General features: G+C 63.8%; 27 protein-coding genes and 1 pseudogene. 18 read left to right on the top strand and 10 right to left on the bottom strand.

Features of this window, described 5'->3' with window-relative positions; genetic code table 11:
• Positions 1-303 precede the first annotated feature (303 nt).
• The 6 genes from LMI96_RS05200 to LMI96_RS05175 all read left to right on the top strand — a co-directional run bounded on the left by LMI96_RS05200 (position 304) and on the right by LMI96_RS05175 (position 7351).
• Positions 304-1314: a LacI family DNA-binding transcriptional regulator gene (locus LMI96_RS05200; RefSeq protein ID WP_228360801.1), complete on the top strand. Its 1011-nt coding sequence runs from the start codon at positions 304-306 to the stop codon at positions 1312-1314.
• Positions 1311-2285: a sugar ABC transporter permease gene (locus LMI96_RS05195; RefSeq protein ID WP_228360715.1), complete on the top strand. Its 975-nt coding sequence runs from the start codon at positions 1311-1313 to the stop codon at positions 2283-2285. The genes LMI96_RS05200 and LMI96_RS05195 overlap by 4 nt, the downstream gene beginning before the upstream one ends.
• A 7-nt stretch (positions 2286-2292) precedes the next feature.
• Positions 2293-3276 (top strand): carbohydrate ABC transporter permease, encoded by a 984-nt coding sequence (locus LMI96_RS05190; RefSeq protein WP_228360714.1) that lies wholly within the window; start codon positions 2293-2295, stop codon positions 3274-3276.
• A gap of 71 nt (positions 3277-3347) precedes the next feature.
• Positions 3348-4961 (top strand): ABC transporter substrate-binding protein, encoded by a 1614-nt coding sequence (locus LMI96_RS05185; RefSeq protein ID WP_228360713.1) that lies wholly within the window; start codon positions 3348-3350, stop codon positions 4959-4961.
• Positions 4962-5055: 94 nt separating this feature from the next.
• On the top strand, positions 5056-6444 hold the full coding sequence (locus LMI96_RS05180; RefSeq protein ID WP_228360712.1) for a glycoside hydrolase family 32 protein: 1389 nt from the start codon (positions 5056-5058) through the stop codon (positions 6442-6444).
• Positions 6445-6448: 4 nt separating this feature from the next.
• A complete protein-coding gene (locus LMI96_RS05175) occupies positions 6449-7351 on the top strand; it encodes a carbohydrate kinase (protein ID WP_228360711.1) in 903 nt (300 codons plus the stop codon).
• A 207-nt stretch (positions 7352-7558) separates the two neighbouring features.
• Here LMI96_RS05175 and LMI96_RS05170 read toward each other — a convergent pair whose 3' ends face one another.
• The 4 genes from LMI96_RS05170 to LMI96_RS05155 all read right to left on the bottom strand — a co-directional run bounded on the left by LMI96_RS05170 (position 7559) and on the right by LMI96_RS05155 (position 11864).
• On the bottom strand, positions 7559-8476 hold the full coding sequence (locus LMI96_RS05170) for a carbohydrate ABC transporter permease (protein WP_228360710.1): 918 nt from the start codon (positions 8474-8476) through the stop codon (positions 7559-7561).
• Positions 8473-9345 (bottom strand): carbohydrate ABC transporter permease, encoded by an 873-nt coding sequence (locus tag LMI96_RS05165; RefSeq protein ID WP_228360709.1) that lies wholly within the window; start codon positions 9343-9345, stop codon positions 8473-8475. The genes LMI96_RS05170 and LMI96_RS05165 overlap by 4 nt, the downstream gene beginning before the upstream one ends.
• Before the next feature lie 75 nt (positions 9346-9420).
• Positions 9421-10602: an ABC transporter substrate-binding protein gene (locus tag LMI96_RS05160; RefSeq protein ID WP_228360708.1), complete on the bottom strand. Its 1182-nt coding sequence runs from the start codon at positions 10600-10602 to the stop codon at positions 9421-9423.
• A gap of 245 nt (positions 10603-10847) precedes the next feature.
• Complete coding sequence (locus LMI96_RS05155) at positions 10848-11864, bottom strand: LacI family DNA-binding transcriptional regulator (RefSeq protein ID WP_228360707.1); 1017 nt, start codon at positions 11862-11864, stop codon at positions 10848-10850.
• A gap of 202 nt (positions 11865-12066) precedes the next feature.
• Between LMI96_RS05155 and LMI96_RS05150 the strand changes: the two genes are divergently transcribed.
• From LMI96_RS05150 to LMI96_RS05120, 7 genes are all read left to right on the top strand, one after another.
• Positions 12067-13422, top strand: coding sequence for a glycoside hydrolase family 172 protein (locus LMI96_RS05150; RefSeq protein WP_228360706.1), 1356 nt, complete (start codon positions 12067-12069; stop codon positions 13420-13422).
• Between the two features lie 2 nt (positions 13423-13424).
• Positions 13425-14660, top strand: a complete 1236-nt coding sequence (locus tag LMI96_RS05145) for a glycoside hydrolase family 32 protein (protein WP_228360800.1) — start codon at positions 13425-13427, stop codon at positions 14658-14660.
• A complete protein-coding gene (locus LMI96_RS05140; RefSeq protein ID WP_228360705.1) occupies positions 14644-15639 on the top strand; it encodes a carbohydrate kinase in 996 nt (331 codons plus the stop codon). The genes LMI96_RS05145 and LMI96_RS05140 overlap by 17 nt, the downstream gene beginning before the upstream one ends.
• Before the next feature lie 751 nt (positions 15640-16390).
• On the top strand, positions 16391-16966 hold the full coding sequence (locus LMI96_RS05135; RefSeq protein ID WP_223721531.1) for a hypothetical protein: 576 nt from the start codon (positions 16391-16393) through the stop codon (positions 16964-16966).
• A 149-nt stretch (positions 16967-17115) separates the two neighbouring features.
• Entirely contained in the window at positions 17116-17310 is a 195-nt protein-coding gene (locus LMI96_RS05130) for a hypothetical protein (RefSeq protein WP_223721530.1), read from the top strand.
• A gap of 129 nt (positions 17311-17439) precedes the next feature.
• Positions 17440-18009: a dihydrofolate reductase family protein gene (locus tag LMI96_RS05125; RefSeq protein ID WP_228360704.1), complete on the top strand. Its 570-nt coding sequence runs from the start codon at positions 17440-17442 to the stop codon at positions 18007-18009.
• Positions 18010-18192: 183 nt separating this feature from the next.
• Positions 18193-18435, top strand: a complete 243-nt coding sequence (locus LMI96_RS05120; protein WP_223721528.1) for a hypothetical protein — start codon at positions 18193-18195, stop codon at positions 18433-18435.
• A 252-nt stretch (positions 18436-18687) separates the two neighbouring features.
• Here LMI96_RS05120 and LMI96_RS05115 read toward each other — a convergent pair whose 3' ends face one another.
• A complete protein-coding gene (locus tag LMI96_RS05115; RefSeq protein WP_228360703.1) occupies positions 18688-19521 on the bottom strand; it encodes a LuxR C-terminal-related transcriptional regulator in 834 nt (277 codons plus the stop codon).
• Between the two features lie 110 nt (positions 19522-19631).
• On the opposite strand from LMI96_RS05115, the gene hxlB reads away from it, so the two are divergent.
• Both hxlB and hxlA read left to right on the top strand, forming a co-directional pair.
• Positions 19632-20210 (top strand): 6-phospho-3-hexuloisomerase, encoded by a 579-nt coding sequence (hxlB, locus tag LMI96_RS05110; protein ID WP_228360702.1) that lies wholly within the window; start codon positions 19632-19634, stop codon positions 20208-20210.
• Between the two features lie 51 nt (positions 20211-20261).
• Positions 20262-20885 (top strand): 3-hexulose-6-phosphate synthase, encoded by a 624-nt coding sequence (hxlA, locus tag LMI96_RS05105; protein WP_223721525.1) that lies wholly within the window; start codon positions 20262-20264, stop codon positions 20883-20885.
• A gap of 112 nt (positions 20886-20997) precedes the next feature.
• Here hxlA and LMI96_RS05100 read toward each other — a convergent pair whose 3' ends face one another.
• The gene (locus LMI96_RS05100) at positions 20998-21441 is read right to left on the bottom strand and encodes a helix-turn-helix domain-containing protein (RefSeq protein WP_228360701.1); all 444 of its coding nucleotides are present in this window, start codon (positions 21439-21441) and stop codon (positions 20998-21000) included.
• Between the two features lie 319 nt (positions 21442-21760).
• Between LMI96_RS05100 and LMI96_RS16390 the strand changes: the two are divergent.
• Together LMI96_RS16390 and LMI96_RS05095 are read left to right on the top strand one after the other, a co-directional pair.
• Positions 21761-21904, top strand: a pseudogene (locus tag LMI96_RS16390) (alcohol dehydrogenase catalytic domain-containing protein); the annotation flags it as partial.
• Complete coding sequence (locus LMI96_RS05095; RefSeq protein ID WP_374197909.1) at positions 21893-22477, top strand: zinc-binding dehydrogenase; 585 nt, start codon at positions 21893-21895, stop codon at positions 22475-22477. The pseudogene LMI96_RS16390 and the gene LMI96_RS05095, both read left to right, overlap by 12 nt.
• Before the next feature lie 19 nt (positions 22478-22496).
• Here the strand turns inward: LMI96_RS05095 and LMI96_RS05090 are convergent, their stop codons facing one another.
• Positions 22497-23315 carry an oxidoreductase gene (locus LMI96_RS05090; RefSeq protein WP_228360699.1) on the bottom strand — a complete coding sequence of 273 codons (819 nt, stop codon included), beginning with the start codon at positions 23313-23315 and terminating at the stop codon, positions 22497-22499.
• A gap of 111 nt (positions 23316-23426) precedes the next feature.
• On the opposite strand from LMI96_RS05090, the gene LMI96_RS05085 reads away from it, so the two are divergent.
• A complete protein-coding gene (locus tag LMI96_RS05085; protein ID WP_223721521.1) occupies positions 23427-23993 on the top strand; it encodes a TetR/AcrR family transcriptional regulator in 567 nt (188 codons plus the stop codon).
• 19 nt (positions 23994-24012) lie between these two features.
• On the opposite strand, the gene LMI96_RS05080 is transcribed toward LMI96_RS05085, so the two are convergent.
• The 3 genes from LMI96_RS05080 to LMI96_RS05070 all read right to left on the bottom strand — a co-directional run bounded on the left by LMI96_RS05080 (position 24013) and on the right by LMI96_RS05070 (position 26657).
• Entirely contained in the window at positions 24013-24942 is a 930-nt protein-coding gene (locus tag LMI96_RS05080) for a hypothetical protein (RefSeq protein ID WP_228360698.1), read from the bottom strand.
• 131 nt (positions 24943-25073) lie between these two features.
• Positions 25074-26033 carry a DNA-directed RNA polymerase subunit alpha gene (locus LMI96_RS05075; RefSeq protein ID WP_228360697.1) on the bottom strand — a complete coding sequence of 320 codons (960 nt, stop codon included), beginning with the start codon at positions 26031-26033 and terminating at the stop codon, positions 25074-25076.
• 54 nt (positions 26034-26087) lie between these two features.
• Positions 26088-26657, bottom strand: coding sequence for a TetR/AcrR family transcriptional regulator (locus tag LMI96_RS05070; RefSeq protein WP_228360696.1), 570 nt, complete (start codon positions 26655-26657; stop codon positions 26088-26090).
• Between the last annotated feature and the right edge of the window lie 23 nt (positions 26658-26680).

Genomic DNA, 26680 nt, shown 5'->3' with positions numbered 1-26680 from the left:
TGATGGAGACTCGCGCTATTTGACTCCCACGAGCTGATCGGCAGTGGTTTGGTCAGCATAGAATTTTTGCTTGAACTCGGCGAGTGGGATGTCACCGAGGTAGCCGTGGAGGCGCTGGGTGTCGTGCCAGTGCGACCATCCGAACGGCGACGCAGTGGTACCGGAAGGTCATCGCTTCCCGCGGCGGGTGATGCTCGCCACGGGTTGACAGATCTTCTCGGTGTCCATTACCGTATCAGTCATACGATTAACATATCACGAGGAGGTGATGAGGCAGTGGGCAAGAAGCCACGGACAGCCACGATGTGGCAGGTCGCTGAGCGTGCGGGCGTTTCGCAAGCCACGGTCTCCCTCGTGCTGAACAACGTCGGCGGAAGTCGCGTCAATGACGTCACTCGCGAGCGAGTGATGAATGCGGTCGCGGAACTCGGCTATCGCACCAACGCGTTCGCGAAGTCATTGCGAAGCGGAGAGTCGGGCATGATCGGTTTCATCTCTGACGAGGTCGCGAGCTCGCCGTTCGCTGGTCGCCTTTTGAAGGGTGCCCAGCTTCGCGCGTGGGAGTCGGGGAGCGTCATTCTTAGCGTGGATACGTTCAACGACTCTGATCTGGAAGCGGCTGCGATCGACATGATGCTGTCGTATCGAGTTAAGGGCGTCGTCTACGCGTCGATGTACCACCGTGCTGTCGACGTCCCCGCCGGGCTGCAGGGGATACCAACCGTCGTCGTCAACGCCCATGACCGATCCGACCGCGTCCCGAGCGTGTTCCCCGACGAAGAGGGCGGCGGCTACGCTGCCACCCGGCACCTCATTGAGGCGGGCCATGGCCGTGTCGCGATGATCAACATCCAACCCCCGGAGAGCGACCTTCCGGCAGGTATCGGTCGTCTCGCGGGCTACCGTCGCGCGCTCGCCGAGGCGGGTATCGCCGATGACCCTCGCCTGACCCGGAGCGGGACGGGCGTCGTCGAAGACGGGTTTTCCGCCACTCTCAATCTCCTCGCAGAGGCGGACCCGCCCACCGCGATTTTCTGCGGCAACGACCGCACCGCGTGGGGCGCGTATCGCGCGCTGGAATCTGCGGGTTTGCGGGTCGGTGAGGACTGCTCGATCATCGGGTTCGACAACCACGACATGCTGGCACCGTTCCTCGACCCCGGATTGACCACCGTCGAGCTGCCCTACGAGCAGATGGCGCGGCAAGCCCTCGACATCCTTCTCAGCGATACCCCCGACAGCCCCTCCCGAACGTCCGTCGAATGTTCACTGATCCTGCGCGGATCTGTGACGAGTGCAAAGGTGCGCACATGACCATCGAATCCCCACCCCTGGCTGAGGCGGCGAAGATCGCGCCACCGAAGAAGAAGAAGAACCGGCTCCGTCTCCACGTCCGACGCGCGCTCCATTCTTGGCAGTTATACGTATTACTCGCGCCGGCCGTAGTCTACGTCGTGATTTTTAAGTACTGGCCGATGTACGGAGCACAGATCGCCTTCCGCGACTACAACCCCGCCCTCGGCTTCGCCGGCAGTCCGTGGGTCGGCCTCGAGCACTTCGTCCGCTTCGTCACTTCGTTCCAATTCGAACGCCTGATCGTGAACACCCTGACGGTGAACTCACTCGGACTGCTGATCGCGTTCCCCGTGCCGATCATCCTGGCTCTCGTGGTCAACCAACTGCAGAGCGAGCGATTCAAAAAGTTCACGCAGACCGTGCTGTACTCGCCGTCGTTCATCTCCGTAGTCGTCGTCGTCGGAATGATCTTCCTGCTCTTCTCACCGCGGTCGGGCATCGTGAACAACGCCATTGTCGCCTTCGGCGGTGAACCTGTCTTCTTCATGGGCTCGCCTGAGTGGTTCCGACCGCTGTACATCGGCTCGGACATCTGGCAGACGGCCGGGTTCTCGATGATCGTTTATCTCGCGGCGTTGACCGCGATCGATCCTTCGCTGCACGAGGCCGCACGCGTCGACGGGGCGAACAAGTGGCAGCGCATCCGTCACATCGACATCCCCGGCATCATGCCGGTGATCACAATCCTGTTCATCCTCGCCATCGGCAACCTCTTCAACCTCGGGTTCGAAAAGGTGCTGCTCATGCAGACCGATCTGAACCTCCCCACATCCGAAGTCATCCAGACCTACGTCTACAAGATCGGACTGCAGCAAGCGCAGTTCAGCTACTCAGCCGCGATCGGCCTGTTCAACTCCCTGATCAACCTCGTCCTGCTGCTGACCTTCAACTGGGTCGCCAAGCGGGCCGGACAATCGACCCTTTGGTGATGACGCCATGACACACACGATTCCAGCCCTGAAGACCGCGGCATCGGTGCCTTCCCCCGACGACTCGCAACCGCGCTCGCATAGTCCACGGCCGCGCAGCGGCCGTTGGCGCGACCGCGCCGCCGACCCGATCTTCAACGTCGTGGCGATCGGGATGCTGCTCCTGGCCATCGTCGTCATCCTCTACCCGCTGTACTTCATTGTGATCGCTTCGGTCAGCGAGCCCTCCGAGATCCTCAACGGCAACGTCTGGCTGTGGCCCCGGGGATTCACGCTCGAGGGGTACGCGCGGATCTTCTCCGACTCGACGATCATCCGGGCCTTCGGCAACTCCGTGTTGTACACGGTCCTCGGCACGGCGATCAGCGTGGTCGCCATCCTCTGCGCCGCCTATGCGCTCTCACGCAAGGATCTCTACGGCCGAACGTTCTTCATGCTGCTGTTCATCATCACGATGTTCATCGATGGCGGCCTCATCGCCCGCTACCTGGTCGTTCGTGACCTGGGCATGCTCGACACCATCTGGGCGATCGTGCTGCCCGGGGCCATCGGCGTCTGGAACCTCATCATCGCGAGGGCGTTCTTCGAGAACAACGTGCCGGCCGAGCTGCGGGAGGCGGCACAACTCGACGGCGCCAACGACTTCCGGTTCTTCCTTCAGATCGTGCTCCCGCTCTCCAAGCCCCTCATCTTCCTAATGATCATGATCCACCTCGTCGCCAACTGGAACGCGTTCTTCGACGCACTGATCTTCCTCAATGACGAGAGCAAGTACCCGCTCCAGCTGGTGCTGCGCAACGTGTTGATCCAGTCCGAGGTGAACTCCGCCGGTGGCACGGGGGCTCTGGACTCGTATGCCGCAGCTCAGCGCCTGGGGGAGCTGATCAAGTACGGAATGATCGTCGTCTCCACGATCCCCCTCCTGATCGTCCTCCCCTTCATGCAGAAGCACTTCACCAAGGGCGCCCTCCTCGGCGCAGTGAAGAGCTGATCGTGTCCTGCTCACCCACCGTCTCCCACAGGTTTGTCACACCGTCCCATCACCCAACAAGAAAGAACACCATGAGACACCGCCGTTTCCTCACCGCATCCGCCCTCGCCCTCAGCGGCGCCGTTCTCCTCGCCGGTTGCTCCGGCGGGGGAGCCGATACTGAGATCGCCGACAAGTCCGCCGACTTCGGCTTCAACGAGGAGGGGCTCCCGATCGTGGATGACACTCTCACGCTCACCTTCGGTGGCAGCAAGACGCCGCTGGCGCCCGATTACTCGGAGATGGAGCTCGTGCAGCAGTGGGAGGCCGACACCAACATCGCGATCGAATGGGAAAACCTTCCCGATCAGGTGTACGCCGAGAAGAAGAACCTGATGCTGGCCAGTGGTGACCTTCCCGACGTCCTGTTCAACTCGGGACTCTCGGATGCCGAGATCGTGCAGAACGGCAGCAACGGCACGCTCCTTCCGTTGGAAGACCTCATCGATGAATACGCTCCGACCCTCACCGACATCCTCGACTCGCGACCTGACATCCGCGCGGCAATCACCGCGTCAGACGGGCACATCTACACGCTCCCGTCCGTCGAAGAGCTCGGGCTCGTGCAATACCCGAACTTCCTCTACATCAACACCGCGTGGCTGAGCGCGCTCGGACTGCCGATGCCGACCACGATCGACGAGTACCACGACGCGCTCGAAGCCTTCAAGACGCAGGACCCGAACGGCAACGGCGCCGCAGACGAGATTCCCCTCTCGTTTCGCACGGACTCGTTCTGCGCCAACCCCAACGACCTGATCGCCGCGCTCGGCGGGCAGCCCGAGAATAACGATCACCGCATCGTTCGTGATGACGAGGTGCAGTTCACAGCCAACACCGACGGTTACAAAGACGGCGTGACCGCCCTCGGCGACTGGTACGCCGACGGTCTCATCGATCCGGAGTCGTTCTCGCAGGACGACGTCGCGTACCTCTCTAAGGGCAAGTCGGGCACCCCGATCCTCGGGTCGTTCTTCTGGTGGGAGGCGAAGGAGATGGTCGGCGAAGACCGGGTCGGCGACTATGCACTCCTCGGCATCCTCGAGGGCGTCGACGGACAGAAGCTCGCTAGCGTCGCCAACAACCAGGAGATCGGTCGCGGCGCGATGACCATCACCCGCGCGAACGAATACCCGGCCGCCACGATGCGCTGGGCAGATCGGCTCTTCGAGCCCGTGATGTCCGCGCAATCGAACTGGGGTCCGATCGGCGTCACCCTCGAAGAGAACGCCGACGGCGTCCTCGTGCAGATCCCGGCAGCGGCAGGAGAGTCCGAGGGTGAACGTCGCCAGCGCGTCGCTCCCGGCGGGCCCAAGATCACGACAGCGGACGATTTCGTGACCGTCGTCGCACCGGAGCCGCGAGCGAAGGAACGTCAGGATCTTGTCACCGAGTTCTATGCACCGTTCCAGGCCAACGATGCCTACCCGCCCGTGATGCTCTCGAACGAGGAACTCGACCGGGTCTCGCTCGCGAACACAGACATCAACACGCTCGTCAAAGAGAAGTTCGCATCGTGGATCGTGAACGGCACGATCGACGGTGAGTGGGACGCATACGTCTCGCAGCTGCAGACACTCGGCGTCGACGATGTCGTCGCCACCTACCAGCAGGCTTACGACCGGTTCCAGCAGGGCGGCAAATAGCCGTCTCTCGGGCGGGCGGAACCCGAAATCCGCCCGCCCGCGCGAATTCATCCCGACCGGCCGCCGCATCGCCTCGACCACGCCAGGAGCACCCGTGACCACGCCTTCGACCACCACGCCCGACAGCCTCTCCCTGCGGCCCACGGCGCACTTCACCGCGGCGAGCACGTGGCTGAATGACCCGAACGGCCTTCTGTTCCACGAAGGGCAGTACCACCTCTTCTTCCAGAACAACCCTCACGGGACGACCTGGGGAAACATCTCGTGGGGGCACGCCACGTCGGCCGACCTCGTGACGTGGGAAGAGCACGACATCGCCATTCCTGCCACGGACGACGAGATGGCGTTCTCTGGCAGTGCCGTGGTGGATGAGCGCAACACGGCGGGGTTCGCAGGACCTGGCCAATGCGCCCTGGTGGCCGTTTATACGAGTGCCCGTCCGCCGCGAGGGGACGCGCCGGCGTCCCAAACCCAGTCCCTCGCCTTCAGCCTCGATGACGGAGCGACCTGGACGCGGTACGCAGGCAATCCAGTGCTTGACATCGGATCCGCCGAGTTCCGTGACCCGAAGGTGTTCTGGCACGGAGGTGACGACGGCCATTGGGTGATGGTCGCCGTCGAGGCTGTCAAGCGGCAGGTGGTGCTCTACACGTCGCCTGACCTCATCACGTGGACTTACGCATCGCACTTCGGACCTGCGCACGCCGTAGGAGGCGTGTGGGAGTGCCCCGATCTCTTCGCGCTGAGGATCGGCGATAGCGATGAGACACGGTGGGTGCTCGTGGTCAGCATGAACCCCGGCGGCATCGCCGGCGGTTCCGGAACCCAGTACTTCGTGGGGAACTTCGATGGGTTCACCTTCACGGCGGACCGAGTGACCGACTCGACCGACCCCGAGGACTACGACTGGCTCGACTATGGGCGCGACTACTATGCCGCTGTGTCGTTCAACAACGTGCCAGACGGTCGACGGCTCATGATCGGCTGGGCGAGCAACTGGGACTACGCGAACGAGACTCCGACCCATCCATGGCGCTCTGCGATGTCGCTCGTGCGAGAGGTGACACTCGTCCGGACCGCTGAGGGTAGGCTCCGTCTCGTCCAGCGGCCGGTGCTGCCCCTCGATCAGACGGGGGTCACGGACTTCGCGCTGAACGTGCCGTGCGGGTCGGGTGACAGAAACGCCGTCGTGCTCTCCAGCGAGGCGGGCGATCAACTCGTGATCACCGTCGACGGCGAAGACCGCAGCATTACCTGCGACCGGACGCAGAGCGGTGCGACCGACTTCCACGCCGAGTACCCCTCGGTCGACTGGGCTCCGATTCCCGTAGCGTTCGACACTGTCCTCGATCTGAGGATCATCGTCGATGCGACGATCGTCGAGATCTACGCGGGCGGTGGTCTCATCACATTCACTGAGCAGGTGTTTCCCGCCGCCCCGCTCAACTCGATCCGTGTCGAATCGCGCGACTCGGACGGCTGAGCACATGGAGCAGCCGTTCGGCCTCGACGTTCTTGTGATCGGTGAGGCTCTGATCGACATCGTCGACACGGGCACCGAGGTCACCGAGCACGTGGGCGGCAGTCCGGCTAATGTCGCGCTCGGGCTCGGCCGGCTGGGGGTGTCCGTGGGTCTCCTCACCCACCTTGCTGATGATGCGCGAGGACGAAAGATCGTCGGTCACCTGACCGCCTCTGGCGTACACACACTGCCCGAGTCATACTCGGCGCGGGCGACGTCCACTGCGGTTGCGAAGATCGCGTCGGACGGGCATGCGGATTACGAGTTTGACTTGGCCTGGGAGACCACCGCCGGCCCGCTCCTTGACTCGCCGCCGCGTGTCGTGCACACAGGGTCGGTGGCCGCGTTCATGGAGCCCGGCGCGACCGCTGTCCGAGAATTTCTGCGGCGCTCGTCAGCGCAAGAGATGACGTTCGACCCGAACATCCGGCCCGCCTTGGTGGGGTCGCACGCGGTCGCGCTTGCGGCATTCGAGGCTGTCGCACGCATCGCCGCCGTCGTGAAGATGAGCGACGAAGACGCAGCGTGGCTCTACCCAGCGACACCCCCGGACGAGGTGCTCCGTTCTGTACTCCATCTCGGCCCCCGTCTCGTGGCGATCACGCTCGGGGCGGAAGGCGCACTTGTCGCCAATGCCGAAAACATTGTCCGTATACCTGCAGTTAAGGTCGACGCTGTCGACACCATCGGAGCCGGTGACACTTTCATGGCATCCCTCATTCTCGACATCCTGACTTCCGGCAGCCAGGGGCTCAACCACGAATCTCTCGAGCGCTTCGGCTTGAACGCGGTGCAGTCAGCGGCCATTACCGTGTCGCGAAAAGGTGCGGATCTCCCTCGGCTCGAAGACCTTCCTGACCGCCAATGACGCCCGTCACCACCACTATTCCAGATGACGAACCGGCAACTATCGTCTTGACTGCGGTACCGACGGATCGAGCCTCGTTCCCCTTGCGACGTCTCGTATTCCAGCAGACATTGCAACGAGGGGCGATTCTCGGGGGACGCCCCGCGGAGAGCAGCCGGGCGCTGGCACGCGCATTCCCCCGCCCGACGTAGTAACGCCACGCGGCCGTTAACCCTTTACAGCGCCGACCGTCATGCCCGCGATGACTTGCCGTTGGAACAGTGCGTAGATGATCAGCTGGGGCATGAGGACGAGTGTGGCTGCGGCCATCATTCCGCCGTAGTCGACTGTGTATTGGCCTTGGAATCGTGAGACCGCGAGTGAGACGGTGACCATGTCGGGGTCGTTGATGAGGATGGAGGCGAAGGGGAACTCGTTGAAGACGTAGACGACGTTGAAGATGAGGATTGTGGCGATGACTGGTTTCATCAGGGGGAGCACGACGGTCCAGCAGAGTTTCCACAGGCCGACGCCGTCGATGATGGCGGCTTCTTCGATCTCTGCGGGGAACTCGCGGAGGAAGCCGGTCATGAGGAGTGTGTTGAACGGGATCGACACCGCGACGTAGGGGAGGATCAGCGCCCAGTAGGTGCCGAAGATGCCGAGCGCGAGGTCGAGCCGATATACCGGGAATAGCAGGATGTAGACGGGAACGGCCAGCCCCGCGAGGAGGTAGAACCGGACGGACGACTGCGCACGTCGCCGTCGGAAGACCATTCGCGTCAGCGCGAAGGCTGCCATGAAGGAGATCGCGGTCCCGATTGTCACCGAGGCGAGCGCGATGAGGAGTGTGTTCCCGTACATGCGCAGCAGAGGGAGCGAACTGATCGCGTTGAAGTAGTTGTCGAAAGTGAGATTCTCGAATGAGAAGGGATTCGACAGGATGTTCGCGCTCGGCTGCAATGACAGCAGGACAATCCACAGCAGCGGCAGGATGATGAGGAACGTCACGAGGTATGCGACGATGCCGAATCCGGCCGCTGCTCTACGCCCGGGGCGTCGGTGTCGGGATGCGCCCGTGGGCCCGGGATTGACCGAGCCTTCTGGTGCGGTGGTGTGCGTTTGGGCGGAGGTGCGGTGCGTCATGAGACGGACTCCTTTCGGTGGGCCGCAGCCAGATACCCGATAGAGACGACGGCTCCCAGGATCGTGATGATGACAGCGAGTGCCATGCCGTATCCGTATTGCTGGTTGGTGAACGTGATGAAGTACATGTAGCTGACGAGTGTTTCCGAGCGGTGCACCGGTCCTCCGCCGGTCAGCATGTAGACGAGCTCGAAGATCTTGAACACGTTGGTGATCATCAAGATGGTGACGATCGCGAACGTCTCGCGCATCATGGGGATCTTGATGTGCCACGTTTGTTGCCAGCCGGTCGCCCCGTCCAAGGCGCTCGCTTCCATGACGTCGCTGGGGAGCAGCTGCAGTCCTGCGTAGAAGATCGTCATGGCGAAACCGATGCTGCTCCAGATGAAGACCACGGACACGGAGATCGGCGTCAGGTAGTCGCCGCCGATCCATTGCACGGGAGGGATCCCGAAGGCGCCCAGTGCGCGATTGAGGAGCCCGATCTTCGGGTCGAGGATGAAGACCCAGATCAGTCCGACAAGGATCGGCGCGATGATCGCTGGTCCGAACACGAGTGCCCGCATTAGGCCTCCGCCCGCGATGGTTCGCTGAAGCAGGAGAGCGAGTGCGAACGAGGCGGGGATGAGGATGCCGAGGCTGACGACCAGGATCACAATTGTGTTCTGGAGGGCCTGCCAGAAGAACGGATCGTTGAAGAGGGCGATGTAGTTGTCGAAACCGATCCACGTCGGTGCGCCAAAGCCCTGGAACCGGGTGAAGCTGAACACCCCGGAGTAGATGACGGGGTAGACGACGAACATCGTGAAGACGATGATCGCCGGGGTGATCATGAGGAGGATCTTCCAGCGGTTGCTGACCCAGATCATGGGGTGTCTCCTTACTGAGGTGCGGTGCCGACGACGGGTGTGGGGCGGGGCCGGCGCACCGGCCCCGCCCATCGGTTACGGCCGGTTGCTGTCGAGCGCCTTTTGCACCAGATCGAGGGCGGCCTCGGGTGTTAGCTGACCTTGGATGACGCCGTAGATGCTGTCGTACATTGCGTTGGCTACGGGTGTCGGCACGAACAGGTCGGGCTGCGACTGCGGGCTGGTCACCCCGTCGGCGGTTGCCGCGTCCAGTGCGGCCTTGAGAGCACTCTGGTTGTCGGCGTCGACCTGGGGAGCATAGGTCGTGACAGGCGGCTGCCCGTTGTCGACGAGGATCTGCTGAGCCTCGTCCCCGTAGTAGAAAGCAAGGAACTTCTTCACCGCGTCCAGCTTGGCCTCATCATCGCCGACCTTGTGGTCGACCGCGAACGGTGCAGACGCGACGTTCATGATAATGTTCTGCTCACCCACTCCGTCCTCGAACTGGGGTCCCTGCCAGAACGTGATGTCGGCCGCAACGTCAGATTCCTGGATGGCGCTGGATGCCCACACTCCGGCGTCCAGCATCGCCGCGTTGCCGTTGATGAACTGGTCCACCGCCTGCTGATACGTCTGGGTCGACACGTTCGATGGGAACGCGCCCGCCAGCCTCAGCTCATCGATGTGCTCGTAGAGCCGCAAGAAGTCGTCATTGGTGTACTGCTCAGAGCCGTCGAGGAGGCCGTCCACTAAGTCTTCGTACCCAAACCGGTCGAGCATCGTGAGGAAGCTCCAGACGCTGAACGAGGACTGGTTGGCGCCGTTCGAGATCGTGGTGATGCCCTTCGCGCTGAGCGTCTCCGCGGCAGCGAGAAGGTCATCGAACGTCTGCGGCATCGCCACGCCGTTGTCCTCAAGAATCTTCTTGTTCACCCACAACCCGGTGAGCAGACCCTGGTAGGGCACCCCGTAGATCACGTCGTCGGATGAGAAATTGGCGACCGTGCTGTCTGGGAACGAATCGGTCAGATCAAGTTCATCGAGCACCGGGGCGAGGTCCAGCAGCAGACCGGCACCCTGCATCTCCTCGGCCGTGGACTTATACACCCAGAAGATGTCCGGGAGCGTGTCGCTCTGCGCGGCAATCGAGATCTTCTGCAGGTGCTCCGCGACCGCCTCACCGGAAACCGTGACCTTAATGTCGGGGTTGGCCGCTTCGAACGCCTTGACAATCGCCCACGTCGCAGGGTCTGCCGACTCGACGTCGGGATTCTGCATGGACAAAGTGATCTCGGTTGTCCCATCTTCCGGTGCGCTCGTCGAGCCGCAACCTGTCAGAACGAGAGCCGTTACGGCAGCGACTGCGGATACCGCAAGGGCGAGTCGCCCACGAGGCGTACGGCGTACTGTGCGTTGCATTTTCATCTCCTTTGATGGCGAGTCTGCAGGGTGCAGAATGACCCAAGTATCGAAACGTTTGCGCGAAACGTTTGTCTCAAGATAGAGGCAGGGAAACCGAACTGTCAAGCCCTCAGATTTGAGGGGCTGAAGAGCTCGGTGGACTCGCGAAGTTCCAGCGACTGGTGCAGACGAACAGTCCGCGGTCTGGCATCGGGCGCCTCGATGCGTTCCATCAGCAGACCCACCGCCGCCGCGCCCATATCGAACGCCGGCTGGCGCACGGTCGTCAGTCCCGGACTAAACAGATCCGGATTGGTGAATCCGTCGAACGTGGCAAAAGCGATGTCCATCGGCGTTGCCAGTGCCGCCTGCTGCAACGCCCGCAGCCCCGCCACCGCGAGCGGCGTGCTACACGCGATAACCGCGGTGCTCGAGCCCTGTGTCAGATTCGCCGCCAACGCCTCCCGGAGCTCACCGTCATCGGTACCCGTCAGGACGAACTGGTCGTCCCCCACCAGCCCCGCATCGCGGACCCCGTCATAAAAGCCGTCTAGGCGCTCCGCGACCGACGGGACTCGAGCGTCGCCCGCCACCACGGCGAAGCGGCGGTGCCCCCGCGCAGTGAGATGGGCCATCAATCGCCGCATGGAATCACGGTTATCGGCACCCACCTGATCCAACGACACGTCGCTGTAGAGCCGGTCCAGCAGCACGACGGGAGTCTTCTCCGCCTTCAATGCGGTGAGGAGATCAGGTGCCGTGTTCGCGGCCCGCGCAAGGATCAACCCGTCAACCCGCCGCTCGAGAAGGGTGCGAATGGCTCGTTGCTCCCGGTCGGAATCCTCGGAGGAATTCGCAAGCAGCAACGTCAGCCCCCGGTCTGCGGCGGCCTGTTCGACGCCATGCGCCATCTCCGCGAACGCCGGCTCGCCCGCGTCCGACACGATCAGGCCGATGCTGTCCGTCTTGGAGCGACGCATGGCACGCGCCAAGGTGTCCTGCCGATAACCGGTCTTCTCGATTGCTGATACGACGCGGCTGCGCGTCTTCGGCTCGACGTTCCGTGTCCCGTTCAGCACGTGCGACACCGTGGAGATCGATACTCCCGCCATCCGCGCGACATCCACCATCGTTGCCATCTGCAAGCTCCCGTGCTCGACGTGTGATTCTTTTGCGCAAACTTATCCCAACCCACGGCAATCAACCGGAACACCAGCAAGATCGTCGAAATTCACTCCACTTGCACAACCGTCATGGATCATCTACGTTGCAGTCAGAGACAAACGTTTCGATGACTTTGGAGTCAACAAATCCCTGCGTGCAGGGCGAAGGAGGACAACGGTGACCGAACAGATGCAACCGGCCGGAATGCTCGGGGACCTCACGCGAGCGCGGTCGGCGCGTACGGCCCGCGCGTCGAGTTTCGATCAGACCGGCCGTAACCGTGACAACTGGATCGTCATGCCGGGCGAGGAGCGGACGCTGGCAGACATTGAGGGTCCGGGGTTCATCACGCACATCTGGATGACACAGTCCTGCCGTATACAGCCGGGCCCTGGCCAGATCGACCCCAACGTCGTCGGTGTGCCGATGCTCGAGATCCACAATGCTTTGGGTGTCAGTTGGGAAGTTGTCGATCCCGACTACTACCGGAAGGTCGTTCTGAAGATCTATTGGGATGACCAGGAGACGCCGAGCGTGGTGGCTCCTCTCGGTGACTTCTTTGGGCTGATGAATTCGCTTTCCGGGTCATATGAGTCGTTGCCGTTGTCGGTGTCGGCCAAGGAGGCGGAGCTGCATAGCTTCGGCGGCAGCGCCGCCTTCAACAGCTACTTCCGAATGCCGTTCAACACTCGCGCCCGTGTCGTGGTCGAGAATCAGAACGACATCCCCTACCTCCAGTACTTCTACATCGACTATGAGCTCGTCCGCGAGCCGCTCCCGGCCGACACGGTCTACTTCCACGCGCATTGGCGGCGAGCTCTTCCCAACGCGGGTTGGGGACCGGACCTGCAGTCCAACAGCATCGAAACGACTGTGGCGAACCTGGACGGGAACGACAACTATGTCGCGCTTGAGACGGAGGGACGGGGACACTACGTGGGCTGCACGCTCGCGGTGCGCCACTTCCAGGGGTCGTGGTGGGGGGAAGGCGACGACATGATCTTTATCGACGACGACACCTGGCCACCCAGCCTGCACGGCACCGGGATGGAGGACTACTTCGGCCACGCGTGGGGCATGCAACACAACGCGTATCTCTTCAACGGCACGATCGTGCACGAGGAGGACGTTCCCGGTTTCCACCACAGCTACCGATTTCACATGGCCGACCCGATCCGTTTCGAGAAGCGCATCAAGGTGACTTTCGAGCACGGGCACGGCAATCACCTCTCCGACGAGTGGTCCTCGACCGCCTACTGGTACCAGACCCTGCCGTCACCGACCCTGACTATCCCCCCCGTCGACCAGCGGCTTCCCCTCCGCCCCGTGGACCGTGTCATCGAGGCAGCGCTCCCTGCGCTCACCGAGCAGCAGCGAGAAGCGAGAGACGCAGCCGCCCGCAGGATGGACGCGTTCGTCGAGAGCCGCGACCGCATGCGCGCGGAACGTAGCGCGCAGATTGACGACTGGGAGCGCGGAAACGCTGAGATCGCGCATGAAGTTCGTGCCCGGTATGACGCTGGGGAGGCGTGAGCATGCGACCTGAGTTTCATTTCACCGCGGCATCCGGGTGGATCAACGACCCGCACGGCATCACTTACCGGGATGGCGAATACCACGCGTTCTTCCAATACGTTCCGGAACGCACGGACTGGGCACCGAACTGTCATTGGGGTCACGCACGCGGGGCCGACCTGCTTTCCCTCCGCGAGTTGCCCATCGCGATCGCACCAGGCGAGGGGGATGGCGGGATCTGGACGGGATCGCTGGTCACGGCCGACGACGGGCTCACCCGGATCTTCTACACTTCGACGTCGGAACCCGACTTTGGGATCGGACGCATCCGCGTCGCCACCCCGGATGACGATGACTGGATCTCCTGGAGCAAGGGCGCCGTCGTCGCCGTGGCGCCATCCGACCTGAACCTGATCGCCTACCGCGATCCGTTCCTCCGTGAGGACCCCGATGGATGGCGAATGTTCGTCGGCGCTGGAGCCGCCGACGGCACAGCAATGGCGTTGAGTTACCGTTCCGACAATCTGGAGGCGTGGGAGTACGAGGGCGTCGCATTGTCACGCTCGACGTCCGAGACCGAAGACGTCTGGATGGGTGCGCTCTGGGAATGCCCGCAAATCTTCGACATCGACGGACGTTCAGTCATGGTCTCATCCGTCTGGGACGACGATGTGCTGTACTACGCCGGCTACGCCGTCGGGACTTACACGAACGGCACGTTCACCGCCACTCACTGGGGACGCCTTACCTATGGAGACAGCTATTACGCGCCGTCATTGTTCCGCGACGCCGACGGACGACCGTGCTTGAGCTTCTGGATGCGCGGCGTCGCTGACAAATCAGCGGGCTGGGCGAGCGCGCATAGCGTCCCGTACCTTCTCACCCTCGACGGCGACACTTTGGTCGCGAGCCCCCATCCCGACCTCGAAAATTACCGAACCGGAGCTCCCGCCGGCGATTTCTCCGGGCTCGCCGCTGAAATGTCATGGAGCCCCGATGATGCAGGGCTGTCTATCGAGTCAGGGGGTCAGCTCGTCGTCTCCATGGGACGCGAGAACGACGAATTGACGATCGCGATCGACGACAGGGAGTGGAAGGTCCCCTACTCCGGTGAGGTCCGGATCATCGTCGACGGTCCCGTGCTGGAGGTCTCAAGCGCCAGGGGTCTGTTCGGCAGCGCGATTAGCCCGCAGGGCCTCGGGCTGACCGTGCGTAGCGCCGACTCTAAAACTTCTGGCCATGCACTCTCCCGATAAACAAGCCCCGCCGGCCGCGCGTCAACGCCACGGAGTCCTGGTCATCGGCGAGGCACTCATCGATATCGTTAAACATGGGGAGGGTACCCAACCGGTAGAGCACGTGGGCGGCTCCCCAGCCAATGTCGCCCTCGCGCTCGGCAGGCTCGGCCACTCCGTGCGATTGCTGACGGCGGTCGGCCGCGACACTCACGGCGCAAGGATCGAGAAGCACCTCAGCGACTCCGGCGTTGTCGTCGATCCGCGATCCTGGACTCTGGAACGCACGTCCACCGCCTGCGCGACCATTCACCAGGATGGCGCGGCGACCTACGATTTCGACATCACCTGGGCCGTCGAGTGGCCAGGAGACCCGATCACCGCGGGCGTGGTGCACGTCGGATCGGTCGCCGCGTTCCTTCCCCCCGGAGCAGAGACTGTTCATCGCATCGTCGAGCAAGTCGCACACGACGCGATCGTCTCGTTCGATCCGAACATTCGGCCTGCTCTGAGTGGTGACCGACTGGCCGCGATCGGCCAAGTCGAGTCGATCGCAGCGATGTCGGACATCGTCAAGCTCAGCGATGAAGACGCCTCATGGCTGTACCCAGAGTGGCCGCTGGACGCGGTCGCGGATCAACTCCTGGAATGCGGCGCCCGGATGATCGCCCTCACGGCCGGTGCCAGCGGCGCGCTACTCGTGTCGAGCACCGCTCGCGTTCAGGTCCCATCACCAGCCGTGAAGGTCCAGGACACAGTCGGCGCAGGAGACACGTTCTCAGCGGGACTCATCGACGCAGTGCTCCGAGCTCCCGCGCTCCTCGAAGCGCTCAACGAAGACGCCCTCTACACGTTCGGTTGCCACGCAGCGGCCGCTGCGGCGATCACCGTGCAGAGAGCTGGAGCCGACCCGCCCACACGACAGGAGCTGCATCGAGCCGCTCGTGCGTTCGCGGTCAAGCGATCCGCAAACGCCGCGATCGGACTGTTTGCCTGCTAGGGGCAGTTGCTCTAGTTGCTCGGTTGAACTCAGATGGTCCCTGCTATCGGACCAGTACGAGTCACCGCTCGGTCAGGTGTTCAAAGGTGAAACCGTAAAGCCGAACAACGTGACCGTCGCACGAAAAGTAGTCGCGAAGGGCATGCCCACTGACACCGGGACGACTGACCTCTCAGACCAAATTTTCGAAGATCGTCAAAGCCATCAAAGACGCGAACGGCCTCATCTAACTACCTACCGGTCGGCGACCTCAAGCATGTGCCCGCCTCGACTATAGCCACCCGCATCGTCTCCTGATTTACCTTCAGCTGTTTGGCGACCTGGGATAGCGACAGTCCTGATTCGTAGAGTCGCGCAGCTTCACTCACCTGCTCGGCCGTCAGCGGCTGTCGGCGCATCACCACGTTCCTGTCGCGCAGGATGCCAATGATGGTCGACTTCGCAACGCCATACTCCTGTGCAAGTGCGGTAGTTGTTTCGCCAGCCGCGTACCGTTCCGCCACCGTTGTACGAACTTCGTTGCTCAGGCGATTCCATGACCGTTTCACTCTTGGCTGGGCGCTGCGTACATAATCCCCGGTAGCGCCTAGAATCTCGCGGATCTGGGCTGGCGTAACCGGGGTGGCGGAATTATTGGAACAGAGGTAGACAACCCCGATAGAGACGAGAATGGGTCCGCCCTGGCGGGCCCTATCTCGTTCGCCCTGGGAAGGCCCTCGCTGGGGAGTCTCGGCGTCGATATCGTCATCCCATGAGCGCTCACCGGTCCTGGGACGACAGCGATGCGGAACAACTTCTGCGCACCGACAACGACGAGCGCGATGCTCAGGACTTCTCCGACTACTTCGCTTTGTGGATGCGTCAGAGCGCTTACATCAATGTCAACCGTCGTATCAAGGATCACCTCGTGCGTGACTGGCAGGTCCCGCGCCTCCCCGGAAGCAGTCAGAAGCGTCCGCGCCGCTACGCCGACGGGATCCCGTGGTCGATGAGCGCCCGAGATCTCCTCTTCTCGCTGGAACTCGGAAAGCCTCTGAGTGGCAGCATCGTCTTCGAGCACGTCCGTCCGCTCCAGAACACCGTCGCACAACTTACTGCGGCTTATGTACAAGGCGATGGACGTGACGGCCCGTCGATGCTCGAGATTCTTCGACGTGTGCATACGGGCTGGTGCTTCGCCGTCGTCACCAAATCCGAGGACACGACGATCAAACGGCGGGCCGAGGACGACATCTCCGGTAGCCAGAAGTATGCGGAATTGCAGGGTGGGAGTGCAGGGTTCGAGCTGCTGCGCGACGACCCCCGTTTCGCTATGCGCTTCTCGTAGAACTGACATTCCGCATGAGGTGTCTGTTGTCCGTCTCCGCAACGCGCGCCACCGAGAGCTGATCCTCGGACACGGTGAGGGGTGTACCGTCGGCTCGAAGAGAGTGGGGTTCACGGCGACGCCCGCCCGTCAATCGATACGCTCGCACCGTGAAGACACGGCGTAAACCACGCCGCGGGATGGCGTCGCTGCCGCTCATGCGCGGCATCCCCATCGGCGCCACCGCCGGACTCCTGATTGGAGCGGCGGCGGGAAATCCGGGCATCGGCGCAGCCATCGGAGTGCCGGCCGGGCTCGGAGTCGGTCTCGTCGCCACCGTGATCTGGGAACAGTTGCGCCGCTGACATCCGAGCCAACGACGCCTCGTCGAGCTCCGAGCGGCGATCACCGCCCTGTCCCGATGTCCCGCTCCGGGACTAGCCTGGCCGCACGCTCGCCGTCACGCCGGGCGCTGACGCCGGGAGGGCACCGACATGGGACTGCTGCGCTACTCGATCAACGTCACGCTCGACGGATGCTGCCACCACGAGGCGGGACTACCTCCCGACGAGGAGTCGATGGCGTACTGGACGGCGCGGGTCGCGGAGGCTGATGCCCTGATCTACGGCCGCCTCACCTACGAGATGATGGAGTCCGCGTGGCGGAGACCCGCATCCGGACCGTGGCCTGACTGGATGACCGCATGGGACATTCCCTTCGCCGAGAGCATCGATCGGGCGAAGAAGTACGTCGTTTCCGGCACGCTCGACGCCGTCGACTGGAACGCGGAACTGCTCGCCGGCGACTTGCCCGCGGAGATCCGGCGCATCACGCGAGGATCGAACGGGATCCTGGCGGTGGGTGGCGTCACCCTGCCGCTCGCCCTGGCAGACCTTGGCCTCATAGACGAGTACGAGTTCCTCGTGCATCCGGTCCTCGCGGGACGCGGACCGACGTTGCTGTCCGGACTGCGCGAACGTATTTCCCTTGAAGTGATTGATCGCCGCGAGTTCCCCTCGGGAGTGACCGCCCAGCGGTACCGGCCGATCCTGGTGTCGGAATGAGGGAGGGGGAGCCGTCGGGGCGACGCACCTTGTGGTGGGTTCTGCTGCTCGTCACGTCCGCAGTCACCTTGGTGACCGTCAGCATGATCGTCTTCGCCGGCCTCGGAAACTGGTTTACTCCGATCGGTTCCGCCTGCGCAGCCGTGGCGAGCGCGCTTCAGCTGCGAGCTCGCGGGAGGCCAGATGCGTGACCCACGCAGATCGAACGGACGTGGACTCGAGATCTTTCACGCCGTCCTGGCCGTCGCCGCGCTCGTTCTGATCGCCGTCGGCCTATTGGCGAGCATGTCGGGCTCGGACATCAGCGTCTGGACGTTCGTTGTCGGCGGCTACTTGGCGCTGCAGAGCATCCTGAGTTGGGGATGGCACCGTCATCGTCGGCTCGCGAGCCTCGAATCGAATGACGAGACCGCGCCCGGTGCGTGATACGTGAGCGTCGGCAAAACGCCCGGGGCATCCGTCCGCGGGATGTGGAGACTATGACCGAACGCTCAGGCGTGCGGCGGAAGGGTCGGACGGATCGTTCCAGGCGCATCCAGGCACACATGAACCGATTCGGCGGGGCTCTGTTTGTCATAGTCGGGTGCCTGTTCATCATCCTGGTCTTCCTTGGCGACTTGCCGCCGACGCAGCAGGGCCGTTGATATGGCGTGAAGCGTCTCGCCGGAAAGGGGACCCCTACCGGGCGAGAGCGAGGCCGGCGAGCTCGGCGCGGGTGCGGGCGCCGGCCTTCCGGAGCAGGTTCGAGACGTGGAACTTCACGGTGTTGTCGCTGATGCCGAGGTGCTTCGCGATGTCACGATTGCGCGCTCCCGACGCGACGAGGCGAAGCACCTCGCGTTCGCGGGCAGACAGAGACACCGCGCCCACGAGCGGCTCGGGATCGGCCGGCGGATCGAGCGGCAACCGGATCTCGAGCGATGAGCCCCATCCGGTCGTCGACGAGACCGCCAGTTCGCCATCGAGCGCGGAGACTCGCTCGGCGATCGGACGCAGCGAATCGTCGTGCGCGGTGAGCTCGCCCTTTCCGTCGTCGCGGATGCCGATCAACAAGTTCAGGCCGTCGCAATCCCACTGGATGCGCACCCGGCGCGACTCGCCCGCATCGACGAACGCGAGCACCGCGTTCCGCACGATCGCGCGGGCCGCGTGCGCCACCTCGCCGGGAAGAGCGCGCCCCGTGACGGGCGGCTCGACGAACTGCACGTCGAGATCCCCGAAACGCACGAGGGGCCGCAGATCATTGCGAAGTCGCGCAAAAGCACCGACGACCGGCTCGAGCACGCTGCTGCGCTGCTGGTCCGTCACCATCCGAAGACCGACCAACGCGCTCGCCGCCACATCGATCGCCATCGTGCGCGCGGCGCGGTCATCGAGGCGGTCGGAGCGCAGAATCGCGAGCATCGACTCGAGGGTCACGGCGTGCTCGTCGGCATGATCGGTCACCGCGCGCGCCTGCTCGACCTGCTCGCGTCGAGCGGTCGCCGAGCGGAGCGCCTCCTGTTCATCCATCCCTCCACCGTACGCGCCACCTACCCGAACGGATAGCTGACCCGTTCGGGTAGGAAAGACTGGTCTGTCGGGTGGGCGACCGCGGCCACGGAACGTTCGACGATGGACGCATGGACGTACTGGAAGCCGGCGTCGGGTACTCGCTCACCCGCATCCGAAACGAACTGGATGCGGTCATCGACGAGCTCGTGCACCGGGACCCGCTCGCACTGGCGCGCACGGCCGACCTCATCTCCGCCGCGCCGCGGGTCTTCGTCTTCGGTGCCGGCCGATCGGGCCTCGCCCTGCGGATGACCGCCATGCGTCTGATGCACCTCGGACTCGACGCTCACGTCGTCGGCGAAGTGACCGCGCCCGCCATCGGCAAGAACGACCTCCTCCTCGTCGCCAGTGGCTCCGGCACGACCGGCGGCATCGTGCGCGCTGCATCCACCGCGATCGACGCCGGTGCCCGCGTCGCCGCCATCACCACGGCGCCGCACTCGCCGCTCGCCGGCCTCGCCGCCGCGACCATCATCGTGCCGGCCGCCGACAAGCTCGACCGCTCGGGCACCGCATCCGCCCAGTACGCCGGCTCGCTCTTCGAACAGACGGTCATGATCCTCGGCGATGCGCTCTTCCACGCGCTCTGGCAGCGCAGCGGACAGACCGCCGACGAGCTCTGGCCACGCCACGCGAACATCGAATAGCCGCCGAGCCCCCTCTCTCGACCTCCCTTCCGCGATACGAAAAGGAACACAATGAAGCTGCAATTCGCCATGGACACCCTCACGACCGAGGCCGCTCTCGAACTCGCTGCCGCCGCCGCGCCGCACGTCGACATCCTCGAGCTCGGAACGCCGCTCATCAAGAGCGCGGGCTTGTCGGCCATCACCGCGATCAAGTCCGCGCACCCCGACAAGATCGTCTTCGCCGACCTGAAGACCATGGATGCCGGCGAGCTCGAAGCCGACATCGCGTTCGCCGCCGGAGCCGACCTCGTCACCGTGCTGGGAGCCGCCGGCGACAGTACCATCGTGGGCGCCGTGAAAGCGGCCAAGAAGCACGGCAAGGGCGTCGTCGTCGACCTCATCGGCGTCGCTGACAAGCCCGCGCGCGCCAAGGAGGTCGTCGCGCTCGGCGTCGAGTTCGTCGAGATGCACGCGGGGCTCGACGAGCAGGCCGAAGAAGGCTTCACCTTCGCGACGCTGCTGAGCGACGGCGCCGCATCAGGCGTCCCGTTCTCCGTGGCCGGCGGAATCAACGCGACGACGATCGCCTCGGTGCAGGAATCGGGCGCACAGGTGGCCGTCGCGGGCGGCGCGATCTACGGCGCTCCCGACGTCGGCGCCGCCGCGGCGGAGCTGCGCGCGGCCATCGTCTGAGCCCTCACGGACGGGCGGGGAGTCGGCGATCGGCGTCGGCTCCCTTCTTGGCGCGCGCCCCGGGCGGTACCAAGATGAGCGCCAGCTTCGATGTCGAGGGTGGGCCCTTCGCTCAGGACGAGAGCACGGCGGGAGAGCCGGAGTCTCTCCTCTTGCTGTCCCCGGTCGAATCGTAGAGTTCGCGCGCTGCACTCACGGAGTCGAAGTTGGTCTCCGCCCATGCTTTGAACTGTGTGGCCACCGAGAAAAGAGAACACCCGAGATCGGTCGCTTGATATGCGACCGTGACCGGGACGGTGGGCTCGACGGAGCGAGTGACCAGGCCGTCTCGTTCCATGCTCCGAAGGGTTTGCGTGAGCATCTTGGGGCTGACGCCCGCCATCAATCTGTTGAGTTCGGAGTACCTCTTGGCGCCCCCCGACAACGCATTCAGAACGAGGAGAAGCCACTTGTCTGTCAGCGTCGAGAAGAGTTGTCTGCTCGGGCAGCTCGATAGGAAGACGTCGTATGCCTCTTTCGCCGCGCTCTTTTGAACGGCTGCGGTGCGTGTGGTCATGACGAGTATTCCTCCTAGATAGCTACGCACTTTCGGGTACGTACTTCCTGAAGGATAGCGCGCGGCGCACACTTGAGGAATCGTCGGCGCATGAGCCGGCGAGCACTCCACACAGAGGAAAGGCTTCGTCACCATGCGTGCAGCTGTTGTCACGGTTCCCGGCGGTCCGAATTCGATCAGGATCGTCGAGGTCGCCACCCCGTCGCCGGGTCCAGGGGAGGTGCTCGTGCGCGTGGAAGCTGCGGGAGTCAACCCCGTCGATGCGCAGACTCGCGAGGGTTTCTATCACTCCCTGGGGTAGGCGACGAAGTCGCCCGTTGGGCTGGGCTGGGATGTCTCCGGAGTCATCGAAGCGGTCGGTCCGGGAGTGACGCGGGTGTCTGTGGGGTCGCTCGTTGCGGGTATGACGGGCATGGTCGATCGGGATCTGGGAACGTACGCCGACGCGGTCGTGCTTCCAGAGAACGCGGTGGCGGTACGCCCCCGTGAGCTCAGCGCGATCGACGCGGCAACTGTACCGTTGAGCGCCTTGACCGCGAGTCAGGCGCTCGATCTCGCTGGCGCTGCGCGCGGTCGGTCGTTGCTGATCACGGGGGCCGCAGGCTCGGTCGGAGGCTTCGCTCTGGTCCTGGCTGCAGAACGAGGCTTCGCGGTGACCGGTCTGGCGAGAGAGTCGGATCGCGTCTTCGTCGAATCCACCGGCGCGACTCTGATCACCTCGCTCCCCGGATCGCCGACCTACGCAGCGGTCCTAGATGCGGCGATGATCGGAGAGACCGCTCTCGCTTCGGTGGAAGACGCCGGGATCTACATCGGTGTGGCACCCTCTGCCGTGCCTGAGGCAGAGCGTGAGATCTCGGTCTCCGCCGTGGGTGCTCATGCGGATAGCAGAGTGCTGGGTGAGCTTCTCGCGGGCGTGACCAGCGGTGCATACCCAGCGCGCGTGCACAGTGTCATCCCGCTCTCCGAGGCGTTTCGCGCCCACCATCAGCTGGAGACCGGAGGATTTCGAGGAAAGATCATCATCGTTCCGTGAGAGTGCTCCGGCGGGGGCCTCAGCGGGGGAGTTGATTCATCTTCCGGATCTGCTTGTCGAACGTGCCGACAGGGGCGAAGCGAGTCAGGATGCTGGCGCTGCCGGCGAGACGGCCGGCGGTGTAGCGAAGCTTGGGTGTCGGGTTGATCGCAGCCTTCACGATGACTTCGGCGACGACAGCGGGATCGTCACCCGCTTCAATCGCTTTGGCCATCACGCGCGCAAACGTTTCGCGCTGTTCCGTGTACGCGGGAAGCAGTGCCTCCGGACGCGTGCTGCTGGCCTCGAAAGCGGTCTTCGTGTACGCGGGCTCCACGAGGATCGAACGGATTCCGTATTGCCGGACCTCATGGTCCAGTGACTGCGAGTAACCCTCGATGGCGTGCTTGGATGCGCCGTAGACGGCCATGAAGGGTGCGGGCATGAATCCTTGGACCGACGAGACGTTGATGATGTGGCCCGTGCCGCGTGCTCGCATGTGGGGCAGTACGGCTTTCACCATCCGCATGACGCCGAATACGTTGACGTCGAAAACCATCTGGGCCTGCGCGATGGAGGTTTCTTCGGCGGCTCCCACCGAACCGAAGCCGGCGTTGTTGACCAGCACGTCGATGCGGCCGTGCCGGGTGATGACGTCATCCACGGCTGTCTCGACGGACGCGTCGCTGGTGACATCGAGTTCGATCAGGTCGACGCCGGATGCGGGTGCGGCGTCCGTCGCGCGGCGGCTGGTGCCGACGACGACGAATCCGGCGTCGACCAGAGCGGACGCCGCTGACTTACCGATACCAGACGATGCTCCTGTGACGAGCGCGACACGTTTGCTGGAGAGAACCACGGAGACCTCAATCTTTAGATGATGATCGTAAGGTTATGGTTAACGGGGCGACAGCGCAACCTCGCCAAGCGATAGCCTGATGTTCGTAATGTCAACGCTCAGGAGGCTGTCATGCGGTATGGAAGCAGTCAGAAGGAGTCCACTCGCGCTCGGATCGTCGGCAAAGCGGGGGAGCGGTTCAAGACCGACGGGATCGTCGCGTCCGGCGTGTCGACGCTGATGGCCGATGCGGGGCTGACGAACGGTGCGTTCTATGTGCACTTCGCCTCGAAGGAAGACCTCGTGACTGCCGCGGTCGTCGACCAGCTTCGCGCCGAGAAAGACCGCTTCTCGAGCGTCACCGACGACTCTTCGGCGTTCGAGCGCATTGTTCGCGAGTACCTGTCGCCCGGGCACAGGGACGACCCCGCGCATGGATGCCCCACCGCGACTCTCGTTGCGGAGATCGGCCGCAGTGCCGGCGAAACGCGAAGTGCCTACACGCGCGGAGTGCTCGATAGCCTCGGACCGCTTGCCGCCAACATCGGCGACGAGGACCAAGATGGCCGAGCGGCCGCTCTGGCTATCTTGGGAGCGATGTCGGGCACGCTCCAGATTGCGCGTGCGGTCAGCGACCCCGACCTTTCCGACGCGATCTTGATCCAAGGAATCCGGAATGTTCTCTCTCTGATGCCGTGACCATACGGCGCCCGCCGCTTCAGCGGCGGCGGCGGGCGCGCCTCGCTGAGTCGACAGACATGATCGCCACCGTCAGAACGGCGAGCGTGGCCAGGGCGACGGCAATGCCCGCCACGAGAGTCGTCGTCGTTCCGGGGACGACAGCTGCCCACCGGAGCAGATAGCCCGCCAGCGCGGCGGCAGGAAATGTGAACGCCCAGAACGCCAGGCTGAACGAGGCAGACGCATACCTCGGAATCATGAAGACCTGAGTCAACACCATGAGAAAAGTGATTCCGGAGAGCAGTAACTGCACCACGTCGATTTCACCATCGCGGACTGCGAACCAGGCGAGTCCCGCCGTGATCGGCGGTGTGACGAGCACCGCCAACGTGGGAAGCATGGGAGAAGGCAAGGGTGCAGACGCGACGAGTCGGACGATGATGAGCGTGCCGATCGTGGCCCAGCAGAATGTCCCGACGCCGATCGTGCCGATGGCCAGCGCGGGGTATCCGGCGATGTTCAGGGCGATCGCTGCGATGTACGGGCCCGCGATCACAGGCAGCGCGTAGCCAGGGTGGATCTGGCTCAACTGCAGCGCGCCGCTCAACCAGAACGAGAGCATCTGCGCGGACATGGCGCCGAGTACGGCCACCCAGAGCAAGGTCAGTACCTGGACCGGCTCGGGTGCGAGGTACGTCGCGTAGTGGCTCGTGAGCAGCAGTCCGACGACCGGAACGTATGCCGGGAATGGACCGGTCGTCGGATGGCGAACGTCCGCGCGCAGATCCCGCAGTCGCTGCCGTGTCACCGGCAGTCGTGCCATCAGTACGGCAATCCACCAGGCTGCCGATGCCGCGAACAGTACCTCGGCTATGGCCGGCGACACGCCGAAGAGTTCTCCTGCGCCTGCCCAGACGCTGCCCAGGCCCGCGAGGCCCAGCGCGATTCCCAGGGTTGAGTAGCTCAACCGCCGTGGGTCCTGGGCGGGCGCGCTCTTAGGTGAGGCAAGGGGTTCGGTGTTCACCGGAGGGTTCCGCTCTTTCGATGCTGTTCGTTGCGTGGGGGATGGGGTCTTTGACCGGAGGCGCGGCGTACTGCTTAGAAACGCGCCTTCTGGAACGCGGGAACGGCTTCCCTGAGTGACAGCCCGAGATTCGCGAGCTTGTCTTTCACCTCATCGACGGATCTCTGGCCGAAGTTGCGGATCCTCATGAGCTGCTCCTCAGACCGAGTGACCAGTTCCGCGACCGTGTGGATGCCGTCTCGTTTGAGGCAATTGAATGATCGGACGGTGAGATCGAGCTCTTCGATCAGTACGGAGGGCTCGGTCATGACCGTCAGATCGGGCGTCGGACCGAGGCTGACGCCGTCAGCCTCGCCGTTGAGATCGTGCACCAAGCCGAACAGCTCGGTGAGGGTTCGGCCGGCCGAGGCCAGGGCGTCGCGCGGAGAGATGGACGCCTTGGACTCGACATTCAGGATGAGTCTGTCGAAGTCCGTTCGATCGCCCGCACGAATCGCCTCCACGCGGTACGCGACTTTCTGTACCGGCGAGTAGATCGAGTCGATGGGAATCTGGCCGGCCTCGGCAAAATCGTTTCTGTTCTGTGATGCCGAGACGTACCCGCGGCCGCGCTCGATGGTCATCTCCATTTCGAACGTCGCGGTGTCGTTGAGGGTTGCGATGACCAGTTCGGGATTGTGCACGACGATGCCCGCGGGAGACGAGATGTCCGCGGCGGTCATCGGGCCGAAGCCGGTCTTGCGCAGGTACGCCCGAACCGGCTCGTCATGCTCACTGGAAACGACGAGTTGCTTGATGTTCATCACGATCTCGGTGACGTCCTCGCGTACGCCGGGGATGGTGCTGAACTCGTGGAGTACCCCGACGACGTGAATGCTGGTGACGGCCGCGCCCGGGATCGAGGAGAGCAAGGTTCGGCGCAGCGCGTTGCCGATCGTGTAACCGAAGCCAGGCTCGAGCGGCCCGACGACGAAGTGCGACCGAGTCTCGGAGACCCGCTCCTCGGTGAGTTCGGGCCGCGGTGCAAGGGGCATGCAGAATCCTTTCGACTGAGCGCTTCAGGGAAGGCGCGCGCTGCGCTGTTCGGGTCAGGCGGCAGTCGCGAGCGTGTTCACGACAGTGACCAGGCGTGTCACGTCGCCGGGTTGAGTGAGGCCGGCGCGAGCCCGAACTCGAAGCCCCGTGGCTGCGTCTTGCGCAAAGTGCGCAATCTCCACCGCTCGTGATTTCGGCGTTGCGGTGAATCGGCAGATCTGAGCCGCGATCCGTGCCCGTCCTCGTGCCATATGTCCGTCGAGAATCGCGCCAATCTCCGCATCATCCGCCGGCGTCGCGGCTGCGGCGGCGGTCGCAAAGCAGCCTCGCGGGTGAGCGTCGTTGCCGGGCGGCGGTGCCAGCAGCGCGCTCAGCGCCTCATTCAGGGAGGTAGCGACGGACACGGCGTGATCGCGCGCGGCGTCAGTGGAGTCGATGTAACGGCGCAATGCCGCGACGTAGAGCTGGCGTTTGTCGCCAAACGTGTCGTACATACTGCGCTTGCCGATCCCCATGCGGGTGCTCAGCTCGGCTGTCGATGATCCGTCGAACCCGAGGTCCCAGAACACCAACATCGCCTGTTCCAGCGCATCGGCCGGGTTGAACTCTTTGTGTCGAGACATGGTTTCCTCCGCCCGCATCGCCC

It is taken from the genome of Microbacterium sp. cx-59 (assembly GCF_020805625.1).
Classification (GTDB): Bacteria; Actinomycetota; Actinomycetes; order Actinomycetales; family Microbacteriaceae; genus Microbacterium.
This window is presented reverse-complemented; position numbering and strand designations above follow the sequence as displayed.

What these genes read in the sequence shown, in the direction of transcription:
- LMI96_RS05200 (WP_228360801.1), top strand. Translation starts at nt 304, where the DNA reads ATGTGGCAGGTCGCTGAGCGTGCGGGCGTTTCGCAAGCCACGGTCTCC.
- LMI96_RS05195 (WP_228360715.1), top strand. Translation starts at nt 1,311, where the DNA reads ATGACCATCGAATCCCCACCCCTGGCTGAGGCGGCGAAGATCGCGCCA.
- LMI96_RS05190 (WP_228360714.1), top strand. Translation starts at nt 2,293, where the DNA reads ATGACACACACGATTCCAGCCCTGAAGACCGCGGCATCGGTGCCTTCC.
- LMI96_RS05185 (WP_228360713.1), top strand. Translation starts at nt 3,348, where the DNA reads ATGAGACACCGCCGTTTCCTCACCGCATCCGCCCTCGCCCTCAGCGGC.
- LMI96_RS05175 (WP_228360711.1), top strand. Translation starts at nt 6,449, where the DNA reads ATGGAGCAGCCGTTCGGCCTCGACGTTCTTGTGATCGGTGAGGCTCTG.
- LMI96_RS05170 (WP_228360710.1), bottom strand. Translation starts at nt 8,476, where the DNA reads ATGACGCACCGCACCTCCGCCCAAACGCACACCACCGCACCAGAAGGC.
- LMI96_RS05165 (WP_228360709.1), bottom strand. Translation starts at nt 9,345, where the DNA reads ATGATCTGGGTCAGCAACCGCTGGAAGATCCTCCTCATGATCACCCCG.
- LMI96_RS05160 (WP_228360708.1), bottom strand. Translation starts at nt 10,602, where the DNA reads ATGCAGAATCCCGACGTCGAGTCGGCAGACCCTGCGACGTGGGCGATT.
- LMI96_RS05155 (WP_228360707.1), bottom strand. Translation starts at nt 11,864, where the DNA reads ATGGCAACGATGGTGGATGTCGCGCGGATGGCGGGAGTATCGATCTCC.
- LMI96_RS05145 (WP_228360800.1), top strand. Translation starts at nt 13,425, where the DNA reads ATGCGACCTGAGTTTCATTTCACCGCGGCATCCGGGTGGATCAACGAC.
- LMI96_RS05140 (WP_228360705.1), top strand. Translation starts at nt 14,644, where the DNA reads ATGCACTCTCCCGATAAACAAGCCCCGCCGGCCGCGCGTCAACGCCAC.
- LMI96_RS05135 (WP_223721531.1), top strand. Translation starts at nt 16,391, where the DNA reads ATGAGCGCTCACCGGTCCTGGGACGACAGCGATGCGGAACAACTTCTG.
- LMI96_RS05125 (WP_228360704.1), top strand. Translation starts at nt 17,440, where the DNA reads ATGGGACTGCTGCGCTACTCGATCAACGTCACGCTCGACGGATGCTGC.
- LMI96_RS05120 (WP_223721528.1), top strand. Translation starts at nt 18,193, where the DNA reads ATGCGTGACCCACGCAGATCGAACGGACGTGGACTCGAGATCTTTCAC.
- LMI96_RS05115 (WP_228360703.1), bottom strand. Translation starts at nt 19,521, where the DNA reads ATGGATGAACAGGAGGCGCTCCGCTCGGCGACCGCTCGACGCGAGCAG.
- hxlB (WP_228360702.1), top strand. Translation starts at nt 19,632, where the DNA reads ATGGACGTACTGGAAGCCGGCGTCGGGTACTCGCTCACCCGCATCCGA.
- hxlA (WP_223721525.1), top strand. Translation starts at nt 20,262, where the DNA reads ATGAAGCTGCAATTCGCCATGGACACCCTCACGACCGAGGCCGCTCTC.
- LMI96_RS05100 (WP_228360701.1), bottom strand. Translation starts at nt 21,441, where the DNA reads ATGACCACACGCACCGCAGCCGTTCAAAAGAGCGCGGCGAAAGAGGCA.
- LMI96_RS05085 (WP_223721521.1), top strand. Translation starts at nt 23,427, where the DNA reads ATGCGGTATGGAAGCAGTCAGAAGGAGTCCACTCGCGCTCGGATCGTC.
- LMI96_RS05075 (WP_228360697.1), bottom strand. Translation starts at nt 26,033, where the DNA reads ATGCCCCTTGCACCGCGGCCCGAACTCACCGAGGAGCGGGTCTCCGAG.
- LMI96_RS05070 (WP_228360696.1), bottom strand. Translation starts at nt 26,657, where the DNA reads ATGTCTCGACACAAAGAGTTCAACCCGGCCGATGCGCTGGAACAGGCG.